This is a genomic window from Ruegeria sp. CE6 (assembly GCF_056537485.1).
The window spans coordinates 93,517-110,949 of record NZ_JBQFRR010000005.1 but is presented as its reverse complement, the minus strand read 5'-3'; the positions used below and the strand labels follow the sequence as shown (position 1 = coordinate 110,949).

Sequence of the window (17,433 nt, the reverse complement as noted above, 5' to 3'; positions counted from 1 at the left end):
TTCGTCCAGCGCTCTTAAACGCGCAATACGCCGCATCTAAGCATTCATGTCACGGTGAAAGGGCAAAATTTCAATCTCAAATGCAGATTTTAACCCTCAGAGCGGCGAATTGGCGCCAGGCAGGCGGGACGTGATTCGACATCGACCCGCGCTGGTAGATCCCCAAATTGAAATCTCCTCACCCTATGCGAACGCCGCCGATTTCACGTGCAGCTCTACCTTAGGAACACTGTATTACTTCTATTTTAGCGCGATACGATTCCTCTTAAATTATTACTATAAAATAGATATTTCAAACACGTGATTATCTACCAGAATTCGATTGCACTCTAAACGGGAATGCGTGAAAGGCCACAGGCGCAATATTCCCAGCCGGAGATGTTCAATGCTCAAGATAGCAGCAACCGTAGTTTTTGTTTCGTTTCTGACTTCAGTACAGGCGATCGCAGCCGGCGATCCGGCGAAAGGCGAACAGCTCTATAACAGATGCTCTTCGTGCCATGCGATCATCAAAAATGGCGAGGTTCTGGTCAAAGGCGGCATCACCGGGCCGAATCTCTTTGGCGTAGTTGGCCGCACCGCCGGAACTGAGAACGATTATCTTTATGGAAGTGAACGTTTGCCCATCGGGATGTTCACCGACGACATGATCCGCGCCGGGCAAGAAGGGCTTGTGTGGACTGAAGAAAACATCGCCGCCTATTCTCGGGATCCGATCGGGTTCATCAAGGAATATCTGGATGATGACACCGCCCGCCCGAACATGAGCGTCAAGCTGAAAAAAGGCGCAGATGACATCGCTGCTTATCTCGCCACATTCAGCGCTCAATGAATGGAAGGCGAGAACGCGTGCCTCAGGCCTTGCGCATCAACGAGGCCAAGCGCGCCACCTCGCTGCCAAGTCCTGCTGAGTGCACGTGATCAGCCGCGCGATGTCGCGCCTCATCGGGCTTATTCTGATTCAGCTTCCAAGTGCCGTCGATATCCGAGATCATGAGTCGGCAGGGAACGATCATGCGCATCATTCTATCCAGCGCGTCTGGTGTCATCTTGGACGCCAACCATGGCGGCTTTGGCAGCAGGCGATTTTCAAAGTCTGCCGCCTGCCGGTCGAGCAGATTTCGAAGGTCGTCCGTTGGCCGCATCTCAAGCACTCCAGTCAGATGCACCGCTACATAGTTCCAGGTCGGCACCTGATCATCGACTTCGTACCAGTCAGGCGAGATATACCCATCCGGCCCCAACACAGCGATCTTCGCAGGTTGCGGCTGTTTCAGCGCCCTAACAATCGGATTTGACCGGACCAGATGCAGGTCAGCCGATGAAGCATCCTCGTTCAGAAGAAAGGGAACGTGGCTTAACAACGGTGCATCCGATGTCGACACCGCCAGAACACCAAAGGCGCGGTCACGCGCAAACTCGATGTGACGCTCGCGCGTTTCGGCGCGAAAGGTGGGATTGGGATGCATATTCGTCCTCCTGCCAATTTCTCTTGCAGAAGCGATATCTCCTTGGCAAGGTCCCACTCGTTCTCAGGGCGGGGCGAAATTCCCCACCGGCGGTATGCGGGCATGACCCGTAAGCCCGCGAGCGGCCCCGGTCTCCGGGGTGTCAGCAGATCTGGTGAGAAGCCAGAGCCGACGGTTACAGTCCGGATGAAAGAGAACGTGCAGCACGCCGGTAATGCGGTGTGCCTGCTCGTGATCGCCTTGGGTGACGTGTCTGTTACGAAAGGAGATCATGATGACACACACCCGCTATGCTTTTGTCAAAGCCAACTGGCATTCAGATATCGTGGATCGCGCGCTGGATGGGTTTCTCGAACTAATTCCAGCTGATCAGGTTGATGTCTTCGACGTTCCGGGCGCTTTCGAGATGCCCCTGCTGGCCCGTGACCTGGCGCAAACGGGGCGCTACGCCGCCGTAGCCTGCGCTGCCTTTGTAGTGGATGGCGGCATCTACCGGCATGACTTCGTCGCACAAGCGGTTGTCGATGGCTTGATGCGGGCCGGGCTCGATTCAGGCGTTCCGGTCCTGTCGGTCTCGCTGACACCGCATCAGTATCAGGAAACGGATCACCACAACGCCATCTATCGCGCGCATTTCATCGAAAAAGGGCGCGAGGCAGCTCATGCAGCGCTCAAGATCAACGCAACCCGCGCCGCGGTGGCTCAAGCCGCCTGATTTATTCCAATCGCACCGCCCACAGGGCGGCGCTTGCTTCTCTGCAAATGCAAATCCGCTTGAGGACCAAGGCACTCCCCGCTAATCACGTCGCTCAAAGGAGCATGCCCCATGTCGATGAACAGTTTTGGCCACCTCTTCCGCGTTACCACCTGGGGTGAAAGCCACGGACCCGCTTTGGGTGCGACCATAGATGGCTGCCCTCCGGGCGTCACGATCGATGAAGGCATGATCCAGCATTGGCTGGACAAGCGCAAACCAGGTCAGAACAAATTCACCACACAGCGGCGCGAACCCGATCAGGTGAAGATCCTGTCTGGTGTTTTCGAAGGCCAAACCACAGGCACACCGGTGCAGTTGATGATCGAGAACACCGATCAGCGCTCGAAAGACTACGGCGACATCATGGACAAGTTTCGTCCGGGACACGCCGACATCACATACTGGCAGAAGTACGGGATCCGTGACTATCGCGGCGGCGGGCGCAGTTCGGCGAGGGAAACGGCATCACGTGTGGCGGCCGGAGGACTCGCGCGTGAGGCTATCAGACAGATCGCTCCGAATGTTCAAATCACCGGTTATATGACCCAGATCGGTCCGCGCAAGATCGACCGTGCCAATTTCGACTGGTCGCAGATCGAACAGAATCCATTCTGGACGCCCGACGCCAAAGCAGCCGAAGATTGGGCCGCTTATCTGGACGACCTGCGCAAATCCGGCAACTCGGTCGGCGCAGTGGTCGAAGTGGTCGCGCGCGGCGTTCCGGCGGGGCTCGGCGCGCCGGTTTATGCCAAGTTAGACACTGATCTGGCTGCAGCCATGATGTCGATAAACGCCGTTAAAGGGGTTGAAATCGGTGAAGGCATGGACGCCGCCGAACTGACTGGCGAGGCCAACGCCGACGAGATATTCATGGGACAGGACGGCCCTCAATACAGCTCGAACCACGCAGGCGGTATTCTGGGCGGCATTTCGACCGGCCAGGATGTTGTGGTGCGCTTTGCGGTCAAGCCGACCTCGTCCATTCTGACCACCCGCAAGACCATCACCAAATCCGGCGAAGAGACCGAGATCATTACCAAAGGCCGTCACGACCCCTGCGTCGGCATCCGCGCCGTTCCGGTAGGTGAGGCAATGATGGCTTGCGTGATCCTCGATCACCTGCTCCTGCATCGTGGTCAAATCGGCGAGAACCGTGGACAGATTGGCTGATCTGCGCGCTTCGCTGCGCGCTGTCGTCAGGCAACGGATGCAGACGGATCCGGCGCATGATCTGGCGCACCTGGATCGGGTTTGGGTTAATGCGCAGGCGATTGCGGATGATGAAGCCAACCCGCGTGTCTTGCTGGCGGCGTGTTATCTGCATGATCTGATCAACCTGTCAAAAGATGATCCGGATCGGCATCTGGCCTCGATGCGATCCTCCGCTGAATCAGAGCCTATTCTTGCAGACCTTGGCTATACAGCCATCGAAACGGAAGCTGTTCAGCACGCCATTGCCGCCCATAGCTTTTCGGCCAACATCCCGCCCGAAACACCCGAGGCGCGAATACTACGGGATGCCGATCGTCTGGATGCGTTGGGTGCTATCGGTATCGCCCGCAACTTTTCAGTATCGGGCGCCCTGGGACGCACCCTTTATGACCCGTCAGATCCGTTTGCCGAAAACCGTTTGCCGAATGACCTGATTTTTTCAATCGATCACTGGCAAATAAAACTGCTGCGCTTACCCAATGATATGCTGACCGAAAAAGGCAGGGCCATCGCGCAGGACCGAGCCGCGCGGATGATGAGGTTTCTAAAGGACCTGTCAGAGGAAATTGGAGCTCAGCTTCCACTAGACTGGTCCAATCTCTGATACGTCAACTTTGGCCAGTTGATCTTTCCGCCTCAAAGGCGCAGGTTCGCGACCATGGCGAAATCCTTAACATCACATCGTCCGGCATTGGCCGTGGCGCTCAAGCTCAGTGCGCTCGTGCTGTTCACGACGATGTCTGCATTGGTCAAGGCTTTGTCAGATGATTTCCCGCCGGGAGAGATGGTGTTTTTCCGCTCGCTTTTCGCGATTCCGGTTATCATCGCCTGGCTTGTCTGGCGAGGAGAGCTGGTGCACGGCTTTGTCGTCAAGAAGCCGATGGGCCATTTCTGGCGCGGGGTTCTGGGAACCTCGGCCATGGGGCTGACCTTTACTGGTCTTAGCCTGTTGCCGCTGCCCGAGGTAACCGCCATCGGATATGCAACCCCGATCTTCACGCTGATTCTGGCTGCAATCATGTTGGGCGAGCGGATACGAATGATTCGTATCGGGGCCGTCGCGCTTGGCCTTGTCGGCGTTCTGATCATGATCTGGCCCCGGCTGGGTTCAGGTACTGCCGAAACCGCCGCAACAATAGGTGCGCTTTGCGTGCTGGCTGCAACCGTTGCCCGTGCCTTTGTGCAGATACATATTCGCCAACTGGTACAGGTGGATCATCCCGCCGCAATCGTGTTCTATTTCTCTCTCACAGCGACCTTGCTTTCGGGTCTCACAGTGTTTTGGGGCTGGGTTATCCCGACATGGGAGCAAGCCGCATTGCTGGTGACAATCGGCCTGATCGGCGGAGTGGCGCAGATTCTGGTGACCTCGTCCTACAAGTTTGGACAAGCGTCAATGCTGGCACCTTATGACTACACCACAATGCTGTTCGCCATTGTCATTGGTTATTTCTGGTTCGATGAGTTGCCAACCCTGGTGATGCTGGGCGGCGCGGCGTTGGTGATTGCAGGCAACGTCGTGGTGATCCTGCGTGAACGACAACTTGGCCTTGATCGGACCAAAGCGCGATCAGCAACGGATCCCAAAGCCTGACTTTACCTTTCGCAATCTTTCCCTAGGTTGGGTCGCGATATACCTATGAGGTTTACCGATGAGCGACGCACAGAACCACAAAGAAAAGATGCAAGAGGTGCAAGCCAAGCACCGCAAGAAAGTCTCGGAAGCGGTCGATCCCGGCCGGGGACTGGTGCTGATCAATACAGGTAAGGGCAAGGGAAAATCCTCGGCTGCATTTGGCGTGGTGATCCGGGCATTGGGCTGGGGCCAGAAAGTGGCTGTGGTTCAGTTCATCAAGGGCAAGTGGAAAACCGGTGAGCGCAGGTTCTTTGAGGGACGCGATCTGGTCACCTGGCACACGATGGGCGAAGGGTTTACCTGGGATACGCAGGACCGCGAGCGCGACATCGCGGCAGCGACTTCGGCCTTCAACAAGGCCTGTGATCTGATGAAAAGCGGCGACTACGATCTGGTTGTCCTCGACGAGATCAATATCGCCCTGCGCTACGAATACCTTTCAGTAGACACTGTTATTGAAGGGCTTCAGACCCGATCAGACAAAACCAGTGTGTTCCTGACTGGCCGGGATGCCCCGCAAGCCCTCAGGGACTATGCGGATCTGGTAACCGAGATGACCGAAGAAAAACACCCGTTCCAAGCCGGCATCAAAGCCCAACGTGGTGTGGATTTCTAGGCCCGCGCACCACCCTCATTCAGCGCGCGCATCGAATCGCGCCTGACTGCGTACATCGTTGCGGCTGAGCGTTCTTCGAGCGCCCGGCAGCGCTCGGCGTTGCAGGTCTTGTGATCGAGATAGGCCGCGACTTCTGAGGTTAGCGCGTCGCAATCACACGATGCACAGCAGGGATCGGCCATCAGTTCTTCAAATCGATCACGCAATCGCGGGCTCCTTTGGTCGTTCCCGGGGCGATGGCGGGCTTTCACATCTGCTTTTGCTGAGCCCACAGATCGCCCCGGAACCAGTTGCTTGATGGTGTCATCTGGCGTTGCGCTATATCTGATGGTTTTTGTCGGAAAATTCAAGCCTGAAAATCTGATGCAACAGGGGCGACCCATTGGGCAAATTTGGCCTTATTAGTGTCTAAAACAAAAAAAGGCCATCCGGATGCCCGCATGGCCCAGCTGATCGCTACGGTTCTGACTCACTTCAAACAATAGCGCTCTGTTCGGGCGCGCTGAGCGAGATAACCACAACGACTGCGGCCCCGTTCACCCAGTAGAACAACGCATCAAGCCCAGAAAATCCAAACAGGCTGGGCGCAAACAGGAACGTGACGCCGACAAGCAGATCAACAGCCAAGTGGAACTTGTATGGCAGAACCCGCCAAATCCCAAGGTGATGGTCTGTCAGAACGGTCAGTACGAATGCTGCAATGCCGGTCACAACGGACAGCCAGAGTGCCAGCGGGTTGGACTGGCCCAGCCCCAGTACAAAAGGCAAAACCATCAGCGCAATCGCAACCGGGTAGTCAAGATAGGCATGGACAGAGCGGGTGACAAAACGCAGGGACATGTGAACTTCCTTTCTTCAATCAGTGATGATCAAAGATTAGGGGCGCGCGATTGAACGCAACATCTCAGTTCGTTTTGCATTTATTGCAGATCGTTCAATTGATCAGTACGATTAGTGCATCGCACGGTACGCGGCGGGCGACAGTCCGACCTGCTTCTTGAACACGCGTGAAAACGCAGCCTCGGACGCGTAACCCACTTCTGCTGCGGCATCCGCAACGTTCCAGCGATTTTCGGTCAACCCATGGCACGCGATCTGCATCCGCCAGTCCGTCAGGTACTGCATCGGGGTAGTCCCCATCTTTTGTGAGAAAAGCTGCGCAAATGCGGTGCGTGACATTGCTGCTTCTCGCGCGAGCATCGCAACGCTCCACTCCTGCGCCGGAGACTGGTGAAATGCTGTCAGCGCCCGCGAGATGCGCGGATCGGCAAATCCGGCAAGCGCGGCATCATGAGGACTTTGATGTTCAAGGTATGCCCGGATCGCTTGCGCAAACAGCACTTCGGACAGTTTCAGCGCGATCAGGTCACCGCCGATACGAGCACCGGACACTTCAGATCCGATCATACGCAATGTCGCCTCGATCCAGGCACCCGCTTCTTCACCGTAATTCTCGATCAGTATAAAAGGTGGCAACCGGTCGATCAGCATATGACCGGTTCCGTTTCGCCCGGCTGGCCCGGTGAATGAGAAATGTCCGCAAATCAGTTGCGTATCGCGCTCGTCTTCCTCACCGCCATAAACCAGGACACCATCGCCTTTGTAGCCTGACAGCTCTAACACCCGCTCAAGGGGCAAGGCATCATAGGGTTTGACTTCATTACACAGCAGCGCATGCGGCGCACCGTGGGGAATAAGAATCAGATCACCCTGCCGCAACCGCAAGGTCTCGCCGGTTGTTGGCAGGTGCACCTTCAATTCACCGCGTTGCACAAAGTGAAACCGGGCCACGTTCTCGAAGCCCGGCACCTGTATCCCAAACGGCGGAGTAAAGGATGTGCGGAAATAAAATGTGCCACGCAGAGACAGGCGTGTAAGGATATCGCTGAGAAGATCTAACATGAGCCAACGATACGGCTTGGCCCGGCAGCGTCCATACCTTCGAACGATCTGCATGCATATTTGCATGATCTGCAATCAAAACCCCCGCCTGAGCGGGGGTTCAATACGGTGTTAACTTACGCGCGGACCAATTTCTCGTAATCTTCGGCGATTTCGCGGGTCAGATCGCCAACCTCGAAGGTATAATCGCCTATCTGCCCGACAGGTGTAACCTCGGCTGCAGTGCCAGTCAGCCAGCATTGCTCGAAATCGGCCATCTCCTCGGGACGGATCCGACGTTCATGAACAGTGATGCCCTTGTCTTTCAGCATCTGGATCACCGTCTGACGAGTGATGCCGTTGAGGAAGCAATCGGCCAGCGGGGTGTGCACTTCGCCATCCTTAACGAAGAAGACATTTGCCCCCGTCGCCTCGGCGACGTTGCCATTATAATCCATGAACAAAGCGTCCGAGCAGCCTTTGGCCTCAGCTTTGTGTTTGGAAATGGTGCAGATCATGTAAAGACCTGCTGCCTTGGCATGGACTGGAATGGTTTCCGGACTGGGTCGTTTCCACTCGGCAATGTCCAACTTGGCGCCTTGCATCTTAGCGTCACCGTAATAGGCACCCCAAGGCCAAACAGCGATGGCCATCCGAACCGGGTTCTTGGCGGACGCCACACCCATATCCTCGCCCGAACCGCGCCAGACCAGCGCACGTACATACGCATCTTGAAGACCACTGGCTTTGAGCGCTTCTTCCTTGGCGGCCTCGATCTCATCGACCGAGTATGGCATCGGCATATCCAGCGCCTCTGCCGACGCGATCAGGCGTTCGGAATGTTCGCGGCTCTTGAAGATCTTGCCGTTGTAAGCGCGCTCACCCTCGAACACCGAAGACGCATAATGCATCGCGTGGGACAGGATGTGCACATTGGCCTCACGCCAGGGCACCAATTCGCCATCCATCCAGATGACACCGTCGCGATCGTCATATCCAGCCATGCGAAACCTCCTGAACCGGTCGATATTTCCAAATGTTGCGCCGTTTAGGTCCGTATCGGACACAATGTTGCGCAAAAACTGCGATTCGATACCTGTGCGCTCTTGGAATGTCAATAAGGCTGACATAAAGTCAGATTATATTGCGAATGAGGCCCAACATGACCGACATCCGTCCCGCCCCGGTCTTTGGCGGAGAAAGCCTGTTGTTTCTGACAGATGAACAACTGAGGCAGGGCATCGAGGCCATGTTTTTTGCCTATCGAGGTTTTACCGCTGATCCTGATCGCATCCTGACTGAATTGGCCTATGGCCGGGCGCATCACCGGGCCATCCACTTCATCAACCGTGCGCCGGGAACAACCGTCAATAATTTGCTGGCCATATTGGGTGTCACGAAGCAATCGCTGAACCGCGTCTTGCGCAGCCTGATTGAAGATGGGTTGGTCGAAAGCCGGGTCGGGACAGTGGACAAACGAGAACGCCACCTATTTCTGACGGATAAGGGAAAGGCACTCGAGGCCAAACTATCTGACGCCCAGCGCGCCCGGATGCGTGCGGCCTACAAAGATGCGGGCCCCGAAGCGGTGGCCGGGTTTCGCAAAGTGCTTGAAGCGATGATGGATGCTGATATGCGTCGTGCATATACGAAACTGCGGGATACGACTTCATGAGCGAAATGGACGCCCATCTTCTGATCGTCGACGATGACGAGCGTATTCGTGATTTGCTCAAGAAATTCCTGATGCGCAGCGGTTTTCTTGTAACCGCGGCGCGGGATGCAGCGCACGCACGGCGGGTTTTGTCGGGGCTCGATTTCGACTTGATTGTACTGGATGTGATGATGCCCGGCGAAGACGGCGTTAGCCTGACCCGATCCCTGCGCGACACCCATTCCACCCCGATCCTGCTTTTGACGGCCAAGGGCGAGACCGAGCATCGGATTGCCGGGCTTGAGGCGGGTGCGGATGACTATCTGGCCAAGCCATTCGAGCCGAAAGAGTTGCTGCTGAGGATCAACGCCATTCTGCGTCGGATGCCAGAGACACCTGCACAGGACACGGCGGCGAAGATTCTACATCTTGGGCCCATTCGCTATGATATCGAACGCGGTGAGATGTGGCAGGGCGAAGACCCGGTGCGCCTAACCGCGACCGAAAGCCAGTTGATGAAAATATTCTCGGCTCAACCCGGCGAACCGATCAGCCGTGCCAAGCTGGTCGAAGATCTAGGGCGTGACAAAGGTCAGGCACAGGAGCGCGCTGTGGACGTACAGATCACCCGCTTGCGTCGTAAGCTTGAGCAAGATCCGAAGCAACCCCGGTATCTGCAGACCGTACGGGGTGCAGGGTATATGTTGGCACCGGATTGATTTTGCCGCTACGCGGCGATTTTAAGCCTTCGGCGAAGGTATTTTTAGCCAGATGAAAATGGGATCCTGATGAAAACCGCCCTATTGACCCATGCAGATTGTTTGAACCATGTGACACCTGAGGGACATCCGGAACGGGTGGCGCGGTTAGAGCATATCCTGCATGCGCTTGAGGGGCTGGATCTTCAGCGTGTGACGGCGCCGTTGGCGGCGGATGATGATCTGCTAAGGGTGCATCCGCAGAACCATATCAGCGATATTCTCGACCATAGGCCCCCGGATGGGTTCAAGCAGATTGATGGGGATACGTTCATGTCTCCGGGATCTGTTGATGCAGCCTATCGTGCGGCAGGTGCCGCCGTGCGGGCCGTTGATATAGTTCTGGGCGGCGAAGCGCCGAACGCGTTTTGCGCTATTCGGCCTCCGGGGCATCATGCCGAGACCGAGACGGCCATGGGGTTCTGCCTGTTTGGGAATGCCGCGCTGGCTGCAAAGCACGCGTTGGATCATCACGGGTTGAACCGCGTGGCAGTGGTGGATTTCGACGTGCATCATGGCAATGGCACGCAAGACCTGCTGTGGGATGAGAAACGCGCTTTGGTGATTACCAGCCAGCAGATGCCCTTATGGCCGGGCTCGGGCCGCCCGGATGAGACCGGTGCTTATGAGACCGTTTTGAACATACCACTGGCTCCGGGCACGGGTGGGGCCGAGATGCGGGCAGCCTATGAGGCGCAAGCCTTTCCGCGTCTGCGGGCGTTCAGGCCGGAACTGATCATTATATCCGCTGGGTTTGATGCGCATCAGGATGATCCGTTGGCCAATCTCAATTGGTCCACTGGCGATTTCGCCTGGATCACGGCGGAGCTGTGCAAGATTGCCGATGAAGTGTGTGATGGCCGTATCGTCTCGACTCTGGAAGGCGGTTATGATCTGAACGCATTGGCCGAGGCGACACGCGCCCATGTGGAAGAACTGATAAAGGCAGCACGATGACCGATACCCCAGTTGAACAGATGACGTTCGAACAAGCGATGAAAGAGCTTGAGGCCGTGGTTGGCCAGTTGGAACGTGGTGATGTGGCGCTGGATCAATCGATTGCGCTGTACGAACGTGGCGCCGCATTGAAGAAGCGCTGCGAAGATGAGCTGAAGCGTGCTGAGGAAAAAGTGGCCGCGATCACTCTGGACGCAGATGGCCAGCCAACCGGGACGACGCCTGTCGAAGGTCAGTAAATGTTTCGTGAAAAGCTGGCACAGGATGCCACGCTGATTCAGAGCCATTTCGATCTGGTTCTGAGCGCGCTGGATGATCTGGATGTGACACGGGCCATGGCCTATGCCACCGAGGGCGGCAAGCGTCTGCGAGGGTTTCTGGTATTGGAAAGCGCGCGGTTGCTTGGCGTCGATACAGCTCGGGCAATCTGGCCAGCGACAGGTATCGAAGCGCTGCATGCATACTCTCTGGTCCATGACGACCTGCCTTGCATGGATGATGACGACCTGAGGCGTGGACGCCCGACGGTGCACGTGAAATGGGATGAGGGCACCGCCGTTCTGGCCGGGGATGCGCTGCAGACACTTGCGTTTGAGCTTTGCGCTCGACCAGAGGTTGGAAACGCTGAAATACGCGCTGAACTGGCTCTAACGCTGGCAAAAGCGAGCGGCGCACAGGGTATGGTTCTAGGTCAGGCGCTGGATATCGCCGCTGAGACGGCGGCGGAGCCGCTGACACTGGATGAGATTACACATCTGCAAGCGGGCAAGACCGGTGCGTTGATCGAATGGTCCGCCTGTGCGGGTGCGCGATTGGCGCAGGCCGATCCCACCCCCTTGCGCCAATATGCCCAGGCGCTTGGGCTTGCCTTTCAGATCGCGGATGACATTTTGGATGTCGAAGGAGATGCCGAAAAGGCCGGAAAGCGGCTGCAGAAAGACGCCGAGGCGGGCAAAGCGACCTTTGTCTCGCTACTGGGTCTGGACGCCGCCAGATCCCGTGCAATTGAGCTTGTGGATCAGGCTTGTGCTGCGCTGGACGAACATGGCCCCGCTGCAGAAACCTTGAAGCAGGCTGCCCGCTTCGTTATTGCCCGGGACAGCTAAGCCAGGAACGCCAAATGTCTGACCGCCCGAATACGCCCTTGTTGGACCTTGTGAGCCGCCCAGCGGATCTGAAGCAGTTTTCAGATGCGCAGTTGCATCAGGTCGCACATGAGTTGCGGGCCGAGACGATTTCAGCAGTTTCGGTGACCGGAGGGCATCTGGGCGCGGGTCTGGGTGTCGTCGAGCTGACCACGGCGCTGCACGCGGTATTCGACACGCCACGAGACAAGATCATCTGGGACGTAGGTCACCAGTGTTATCCGCACAAGATTCTGACAGAACGCCGGGACCGAATTCGCACCCTTCGCACAAAAGACGGCCTGAGCGGATTCACCAAGCGCAGTGAAAGCGCCTATGATCCATTCGGCGCTGCACATTCCAGTACCTCGATCAGTGCCGCGCTAGGCTTTGCTGTCGCGCGTGATCTGGGCGGCGTTACGCCTGAAGGGCTGGGCGATGCGATCGCTGTGATCGGCGATGGCTCTATGTCCGCCGGCATGGCCTTTGAGGCGATGAACAACGCAGGCCACCTGAAGAAACGCTTGATCGTAATTCTCAATGACAATGAGATGAGCATTGCACCGCCGGTGGGTGCCCTATCGAACTATCTATCGCGCATCTATGCCGAAGAACCGTTTCACGATCTGAAAGCTGCTGCCAAAGGTGCGGTGTCGTTGCTGCCGGAACCCTTCCGCGAAGGGGCAAAGCGCGCCAAGGATATGCTGAAGGGCATGGCCATGGGCGGGACGCTATTTGAAGAGCTCGGCTTTTCCTATCTTGGCCCGATCGACGGGCATGATCTGGACCAGTTGCTGCCGGTTCTGCGTGCGGTCAAGGCGAAGGCAAGCGGACCGATCCTGATCCATGTGTTGACCAAGAAAGGCAAGGGGTATGCCCCCGCCGAACAGGCCCGCGACAAGGGTCACGCGACCGCCAAGTTCGATGTGGTGACGGGCGAGCAGAAAAAGGCGCCTTCGAACGCGCCTTCCTATACCTCGGTCTTTGGCAAGACACTGGTCGATGAAGCAGCGCGGGATGACAAGATCGTCGCGGTTACAGCCGCGATGCCGGACGGTACCGGGCTGAACCTGTTTGCCGAGCGCTATCCGTCGCGCTGTTTCGACGTTGCGATTGCCGAACAGCATGGCGTGACCTTCTCGGCTGCGCTGGCCGCCGGGGGCATGAAACCATTCTGTGCGATGTATTCGACCTTCCTGCAGCGTGGCTATGATCAGGTTGTGCATGATGTGGCGATCCAACGCCTGCCGGTGCGATTTGCCATCGACCGTGCGGGTCTGGTTGGGGCAGACGGTGCGACCCATGCGGGGTCGTTTGATATTGCTTACATGGCCAACCTTCCGGGTATGGTTGTCATGGCGGCTGCAGATGAGGCCGAATTGATGCACATGGTCGCCACTGCGGTGGCACATGACGATGGCCCGATCGCTTTCCGGTATCCTCGCGGCGAAGGAGCGGGCGTTGATCTGCCCGAGCGCGGAGAAGTATTGGAGATCGGCAAGGGCCGGTTGATCAAGAAAGGTGCCCGGGTGGCGCTGCTGTCTTTCGGTACGCGGCTGGCCGAAGTGCAGAAAGCAGCAGAGGCGCTATCGGCGCGCGGGATCAAGCCCACCATCGCCGATGCACGCTTTGCCAAACCGCTGGATCGGGACCTGATCCTTGATCTGGCTGCCAATCACGAGGCACTGATCTCCATCGAGGAAGGGGCCATCGGCGGCTTTGGCAGCCATGTTGCACAATTGCTTGCGGATGAGGGCGTGTTTGACGAAGGGTTGAAGTATCGCTCGATGGTGCTGCCGGATATCTTCATCGATCAGGCGAGCCCGGCGGATATGTACGCCGTCGCAGGAATGAACGCAGAACAGATCGAGGCAAAGGTTCTCTCGGTTCTTGGCGTTGCTACAATCGGTGAGAAACGCGCCTGATATTCGGGTGTTGCCGCCCCTGGATGCTGAAAAAATAAGCAGTTCAAAAATGATCTAGGTCAATTCCTTACACGCTGTGCTACGCTAACACCCGAGTCAGGCAGGCCAACCCCTGTCGATCACTCAAAGGTCGCGAGCGAATGAACAAGCTAGCCAGCCGACGCGCATTCCTGAAAGGGAAAGTGCTGCGCGAGGATACATCAGCCATCCACCCACCGGGTGCGGTGACCGAGTTTCTTGAGCTTTGCACTCAATGCGACGAATGCCGCGAGGCCTGCCCTGAAGATATCATCCGTTTCGACGCGCAAGGCTGGCCTGTTGTCCAATTGGATGCAGGCCCCTGCACTTTTTGCGGCGATTGCGCCAACGCTTGCCCGACCGGGGCGCTGAATCCTGAACACGTGGCTGATTGGCCTTGGCGCGCTGCGGTGTCGGCCTCTTGCCTGTCGATGAATGGTGTCAGCTGTCGGGTTTGTCAGGATGTCTGCGACCACAACGCGATCCGCTTTCGGCTGCAAACCGGTGGTCGTGCTGAACCCCAACTCGACACGGATATTTGTACCGGCTGTGGCGCTTGTGCCAGCGCCTGCCCTGCCGGTTCTGTCTCCTTTGAACGCCACACCCCGCCCGCTCAGGAGGTAGCCTTATGAATATCTGTGGATGCCTCGTCCATGTAACCCCCGAAACCAAGCAGAGTGCACAGGCCGCGATTGCAGGTACAAACGGGGCAGAAGTTCACGCAGCATCCGAGGATGGCCGCATTGTTGTTGTGGTCGAGGATACGCCGGAAAAAATGGCGTCCGAGACGATCATGGATCTGCACCAGATCCCGGGTGTGATCTCTCTGACCCTGACCTACCACCATTTCGAAGACCTCGCGGAGACCCGTCCGCACCTTAACGCTTCTCGCCAGATCTAAAGCCGGAGACCCATGTCATGACCATCTCTGAATCCCGCCGGACCTTCTTGAAATCAACCGCCGCCGCTGCGACAGCATCAGCCGCAGGACTTCCCCTTGCGACCGGACAAGCCAGCGCTCAGGTCGGCAACCCTGATATCCGTTGGGACAAAGCCGCCTGCCGGTTCTGCGGCACCGGATGCTCGGTTCTGGTTGGCACCAAAGACGGGCGCGTGGTCGCCACGCAAGGCGACCCGGATGCGCCGGTGAACCGCGGTCTGAACTGTATCAAGGGCTATTTCCTGTCCAAGATCATGTACGGCAAAGACCGCCTGACCACACCGATGCTGCGCAAAACCAACGGCGAATATGACAAGAACGGTGAATTCGAACCCGTCAGCTGGGACGAAGCCTTCGACGTCATGGCTGCCAAGTGGAAAGAGGCCCTTGCCAAGAAAGGCCCGACCAGCGTTGGCATGTTCGGTTCGGGCCAGTGGACCGTTTGGGAGGGCTACGCTGCTGCCAAGATGATGAAGGCTGGTTTCCGGTCCAACAACATCGACCCCAACGCGCGCCACTGTATGGCCTCGGCGGTTGTCGGCTTCATGCGCACCTTCGGCATTGATGAACCAATGGGCTGCTATGACGATTTCGAGCACGCAGACACATTCGTGCTCTGGGGCTCGAACATGGCCGAGATGCACCCGATTCTGTGGTCACGCCTGACCGACACACGTCTGACCAAACCGGGATCCGAAGTGCATGTACTGTCGACCTATGAACACCGCTCGTTCGAGTTGGCAGACAATGGAATGGTCTTTGCGCCGCAGACCGATCTGGCGATCCTGAACTATATCGCCAACTACATTATCCAGAACGGCGCGGTGAACGAAGAGTTCGTCAACAAACACGTCAACATCACCAAGACCGCCACCGATATTGGCTATGGACTGCGCGATAACAACCCGCTGCAGGAAGAGGCAGAGAATCCAAACTCTGGCAAGATGGAGCCGATCAGCTTCGAAGAATATGCAGAAGCGGTATCGGAATACACGCTGGAATACACATCGGAACTCTCCGGTGTTCCTGCCGCTCAGCTTGAGCGTCTGGCCCAGCAATATGCCGACCCCAACCGCAAAGTGATGAGTCTGTGGACCATGGGCTTCAACCAGCACACTCGCGGATCGTGGGTGAACTCGCTGATGTACAATGTGCACCTGCTGGTGGGTAAGATTTCCGAACCCGGAAACTCGCCCTTCTCGCTGACCGGTCAACCTTCGGCCTGTGGTACGGCACGTGAGGTCGGAACCTTCGCTCACCGTCTGCCGGCTGATATGGTTGTGGCAAACGACAAACACCGCGAGATTTGCGAGACCGCGTGGAAAATTCCTGCGGGCACCATCCCACCCAAACCCGGATTCCACGCCGTTTTGCAGCACCGCAAGCTGAAGGACGGCGATCTGAATGCCTATTGGGTGCAGTGCACCAACAACATGCAGGCCGCGCCCAATATCAACGAAGAAGGCTATCCCGGCTATCGCAACCCGGAGAACTTCATTGCCGTCTCCGATCCCTATCCTACTGTAACAGCCCTGTCGGCTGACCTGATCCTGCCTACCGCCATGTGGGTCGAGAAGGAAGGCGCCTATGGCAACGCCGAGCGTCGCACCCAATTCTGGCGGCAACAGGTCAAAGCTCCGGGCGAAGCGAAATCCGATCTGTGGCAGTTGATGGAATTCTCCAAACGCTTCACCGTTGAAGAGGTTTGGGGCGAGGAACTGCTGGCAACCATGCCAGAACATCGTGGTAAGACCATGTATGACGTGCTGTTCGCCAATGGCACGATCGACAAGTTCCCGCTGTCAGAGACCGCAGAAGGATTCGACAACGACGAGTCCGAGCACTTTGGCTACTACGTGCAAAAGGGCCTGTTCGAGGAATATGCCGAGTTTGGGCGCGGCCACGCGCACGATCTGGCCCCATTCGAAACCTACCACCAGGCGCGTGGCCTGCGCTGGCCAGTCGTGGATGGCAAGGAAACACTGTACCGCTTCCGAGAAGGCTATGATCCATATGTGCCTGAAGGCGAAGACGTGAAATTCTATGGCCATAAGGACGGCAAGGCCAAGATCATCTTCGCGCCATACGAACCCGCCCCCGAGGTACCGGATGAGGAATTCAACCTGTGGCTCTGCACCGGGCGTGTGCTGGAACATTGGCATTCAGGTTCGATGACCCGCCGCGTGCCCGAACTGCACCGCTCCTATCCCGCCGCCGTTGTCTACATGCACCCGGATGATGCGCGCGACCGCGGTCTGCGCCGCGGGCAGGAGATCGTTCTTTCCACCCGCCGCGGCGAAGTTAACAGCCGGGTCGAAACCCGAGGCCGGAACAAAGTGCCGCGTGGCCTGGTGTTCATGCCATGGTTCGACGAAGGCCAGTTGACAAACAAGCTGACTTTGGACGCGACCTGCCCGCTCTCGAAAGAGACCGACTTCAAGAAATGCGCCTGTAAGGTCGAGCGCGCGTAAAAGGCTGGCAAGGCA

At 57.3% G+C, this 17,433-nt stretch carries 20 protein-coding genes and 1 riboswitch; of the genes, 15 read left to right on the top strand and 5 right to left on the bottom strand.

What is annotated here, in order from left to right; genetic code table 11:
• Positions 1–385: 385 nt before the first annotated feature.
• Positions 386–832: a c-type cytochrome gene (locus tag ACR0DK_RS18725; RefSeq protein WP_170425585.1), complete on the top strand. Its 447-nt coding sequence runs from the start codon at positions 386–388 to the stop codon at positions 830–832.
• Between the two features lie 22 nt (positions 833–854).
• Here ACR0DK_RS18725 and ACR0DK_RS18720 read toward each other — a convergent pair whose 3' ends face one another.
• Positions 855–1,469 (bottom strand): FMN-binding negative transcriptional regulator, encoded by a 615-nt coding sequence (locus ACR0DK_RS18720; RefSeq protein ID WP_170425582.1) that lies wholly within the window; start codon positions 1,467–1,469, stop codon positions 855–857.
• Positions 1,470–1,524: 55 nt separating this feature from the next.
• Positions 1,525–1,671, top strand: a riboswitch (FMN riboswitch).
• A 72-nt stretch (positions 1,672–1,743) separates the two neighbouring features.
• Between ACR0DK_RS18720 and ACR0DK_RS18715 the strand changes: the two genes are divergently transcribed.
• The 5 genes from ACR0DK_RS18715 (at position 1,744) to cobO (ending at position 5,690) form a co-directional block, all read left to right on the top strand.
• Positions 1,744–2,184 (top strand): 6,7-dimethyl-8-ribityllumazine synthase, encoded by a 441-nt coding sequence (locus ACR0DK_RS18715; RefSeq protein WP_480707435.1) that lies wholly within the window; start codon positions 1,744–1,746, stop codon positions 2,182–2,184.
• A gap of 111 nt (positions 2,185–2,295) precedes the next feature.
• On the top strand, positions 2,296–3,396 hold the full coding sequence (gene aroC / locus ACR0DK_RS18710; protein WP_480737573.1) for a chorismate synthase: 1,101 nt from the start codon (positions 2,296–2,298) through the stop codon (positions 3,394–3,396).
• Complete coding sequence (locus tag ACR0DK_RS18705) at positions 3,380–4,042, top strand: HD domain-containing protein (protein ID WP_480737572.1); 663 nt, start codon at positions 3,380–3,382, stop codon at positions 4,040–4,042. The genes aroC and ACR0DK_RS18705 overlap by 17 nt, the downstream gene beginning before the upstream one ends.
• Before the next feature lie 54 nt (positions 4,043–4,096).
• Positions 4,097–5,032 carry a DMT family transporter gene (locus ACR0DK_RS18700; RefSeq protein ID WP_170398226.1) on the top strand — a complete coding sequence of 312 codons (936 nt, stop codon included), beginning with the start codon at positions 4,097–4,099 and terminating at the stop codon, positions 5,030–5,032.
• Between the two features lie 58 nt (positions 5,033–5,090).
• On the top strand, positions 5,091–5,690 hold the full coding sequence (gene cobO, locus ACR0DK_RS18695) for a cob(I)yrinic acid a,c-diamide adenosyltransferase (protein ID WP_170625409.1): 600 nt from the start codon (positions 5,091–5,093) through the stop codon (positions 5,688–5,690).
• Here cobO and ACR0DK_RS18690 read toward each other — a convergent pair.
• From ACR0DK_RS18690 to ACR0DK_RS18675, 4 genes are all read right to left on the bottom strand, one after another.
• Positions 5,687–5,896 (bottom strand): hypothetical protein, encoded by a 210-nt coding sequence (locus tag ACR0DK_RS18690; protein ID WP_170398221.1) that lies wholly within the window; start codon positions 5,894–5,896, stop codon positions 5,687–5,689. The genes cobO and ACR0DK_RS18690 overlap by 4 nt on opposite strands.
• Before the next feature lie 268 nt (positions 5,897–6,164).
• Positions 6,165–6,530: an SPW repeat domain-containing protein gene (locus ACR0DK_RS18685; protein WP_170398218.1), complete on the bottom strand. Its 366-nt coding sequence runs from the start codon at positions 6,528–6,530 to the stop codon at positions 6,165–6,167.
• 111 nt (positions 6,531–6,641) lie between these two features.
• Positions 6,642–7,592, bottom strand: coding sequence for an AraC family transcriptional regulator (locus tag ACR0DK_RS18680; RefSeq protein WP_170408132.1), 951 nt, complete (start codon positions 7,590–7,592; stop codon positions 6,642–6,644).
• 116 nt (positions 7,593–7,708) lie between these two features.
• A complete protein-coding gene (locus ACR0DK_RS18675) occupies positions 7,709–8,575 on the bottom strand; it encodes a branched-chain amino acid aminotransferase (RefSeq protein WP_170398212.1) in 867 nt (288 codons plus the stop codon).
• 158 nt (positions 8,576–8,733) lie between these two features.
• Between ACR0DK_RS18675 and ACR0DK_RS18670 the strand changes: the two genes are divergently transcribed.
• From ACR0DK_RS18670 to napA, 9 genes are all read left to right on the top strand, one after another.
• Positions 8,734–9,246: a MarR family winged helix-turn-helix transcriptional regulator gene (locus ACR0DK_RS18670; RefSeq protein ID WP_170398209.1), complete on the top strand. Its 513-nt coding sequence runs from the start codon at positions 8,734–8,736 to the stop codon at positions 9,244–9,246.
• Positions 9,243–9,944, top strand: a complete 702-nt coding sequence (locus ACR0DK_RS18665) for a response regulator (protein WP_170513633.1) — start codon at positions 9,243–9,245, stop codon at positions 9,942–9,944. Before ACR0DK_RS18670 ends, ACR0DK_RS18665 begins: the two co-directional genes overlap by 4 nt.
• A gap of 69 nt (positions 9,945–10,013) precedes the next feature.
• Positions 10,014–10,940: a histone deacetylase family protein gene (locus ACR0DK_RS18660; protein WP_223117371.1), complete on the top strand. Its 927-nt coding sequence runs from the start codon at positions 10,014–10,016 to the stop codon at positions 10,938–10,940.
• Positions 10,937–11,179: an exodeoxyribonuclease VII small subunit gene (locus tag ACR0DK_RS18655; protein ID WP_010443127.1), complete on the top strand. Its 243-nt coding sequence runs from the start codon at positions 10,937–10,939 to the stop codon at positions 11,177–11,179. Before ACR0DK_RS18660 ends, ACR0DK_RS18655 begins: the two co-directional genes overlap by 4 nt.
• A complete protein-coding gene (locus ACR0DK_RS18650; RefSeq protein ID WP_170398201.1) occupies positions 11,180–12,046 on the top strand; it encodes a polyprenyl synthetase family protein in 867 nt (288 codons plus the stop codon).
• Between the two features lie 14 nt (positions 12,047–12,060).
• Positions 12,061–13,989, top strand: a complete 1,929-nt coding sequence (gene dxs / locus ACR0DK_RS18645) for a 1-deoxy-D-xylulose-5-phosphate synthase (protein WP_170398198.1) — start codon at positions 12,061–12,063, stop codon at positions 13,987–13,989.
• 140 nt (positions 13,990–14,129) lie between these two features.
• A complete protein-coding gene (gene napF, locus ACR0DK_RS18640) occupies positions 14,130–14,639 on the top strand; it encodes a ferredoxin-type protein NapF (RefSeq protein ID WP_480737566.1) in 510 nt (169 codons plus the stop codon).
• Positions 14,636–14,908 (top strand): chaperone NapD, encoded by a 273-nt coding sequence (locus tag ACR0DK_RS18635; protein ID WP_170398193.1) that lies wholly within the window; start codon positions 14,636–14,638, stop codon positions 14,906–14,908. The genes napF and ACR0DK_RS18635 overlap by 4 nt, the downstream gene beginning before the upstream one ends.
• Before the next feature lie 17 nt (positions 14,909–14,925).
• A complete protein-coding gene (napA, locus tag ACR0DK_RS18630; protein WP_170398190.1) occupies positions 14,926–17,418 on the top strand; it encodes a nitrate reductase catalytic subunit NapA in 2,493 nt (830 codons plus the stop codon).
• The last annotated feature ends 15 nt before the right edge of the window (positions 17,419–17,433 follow it).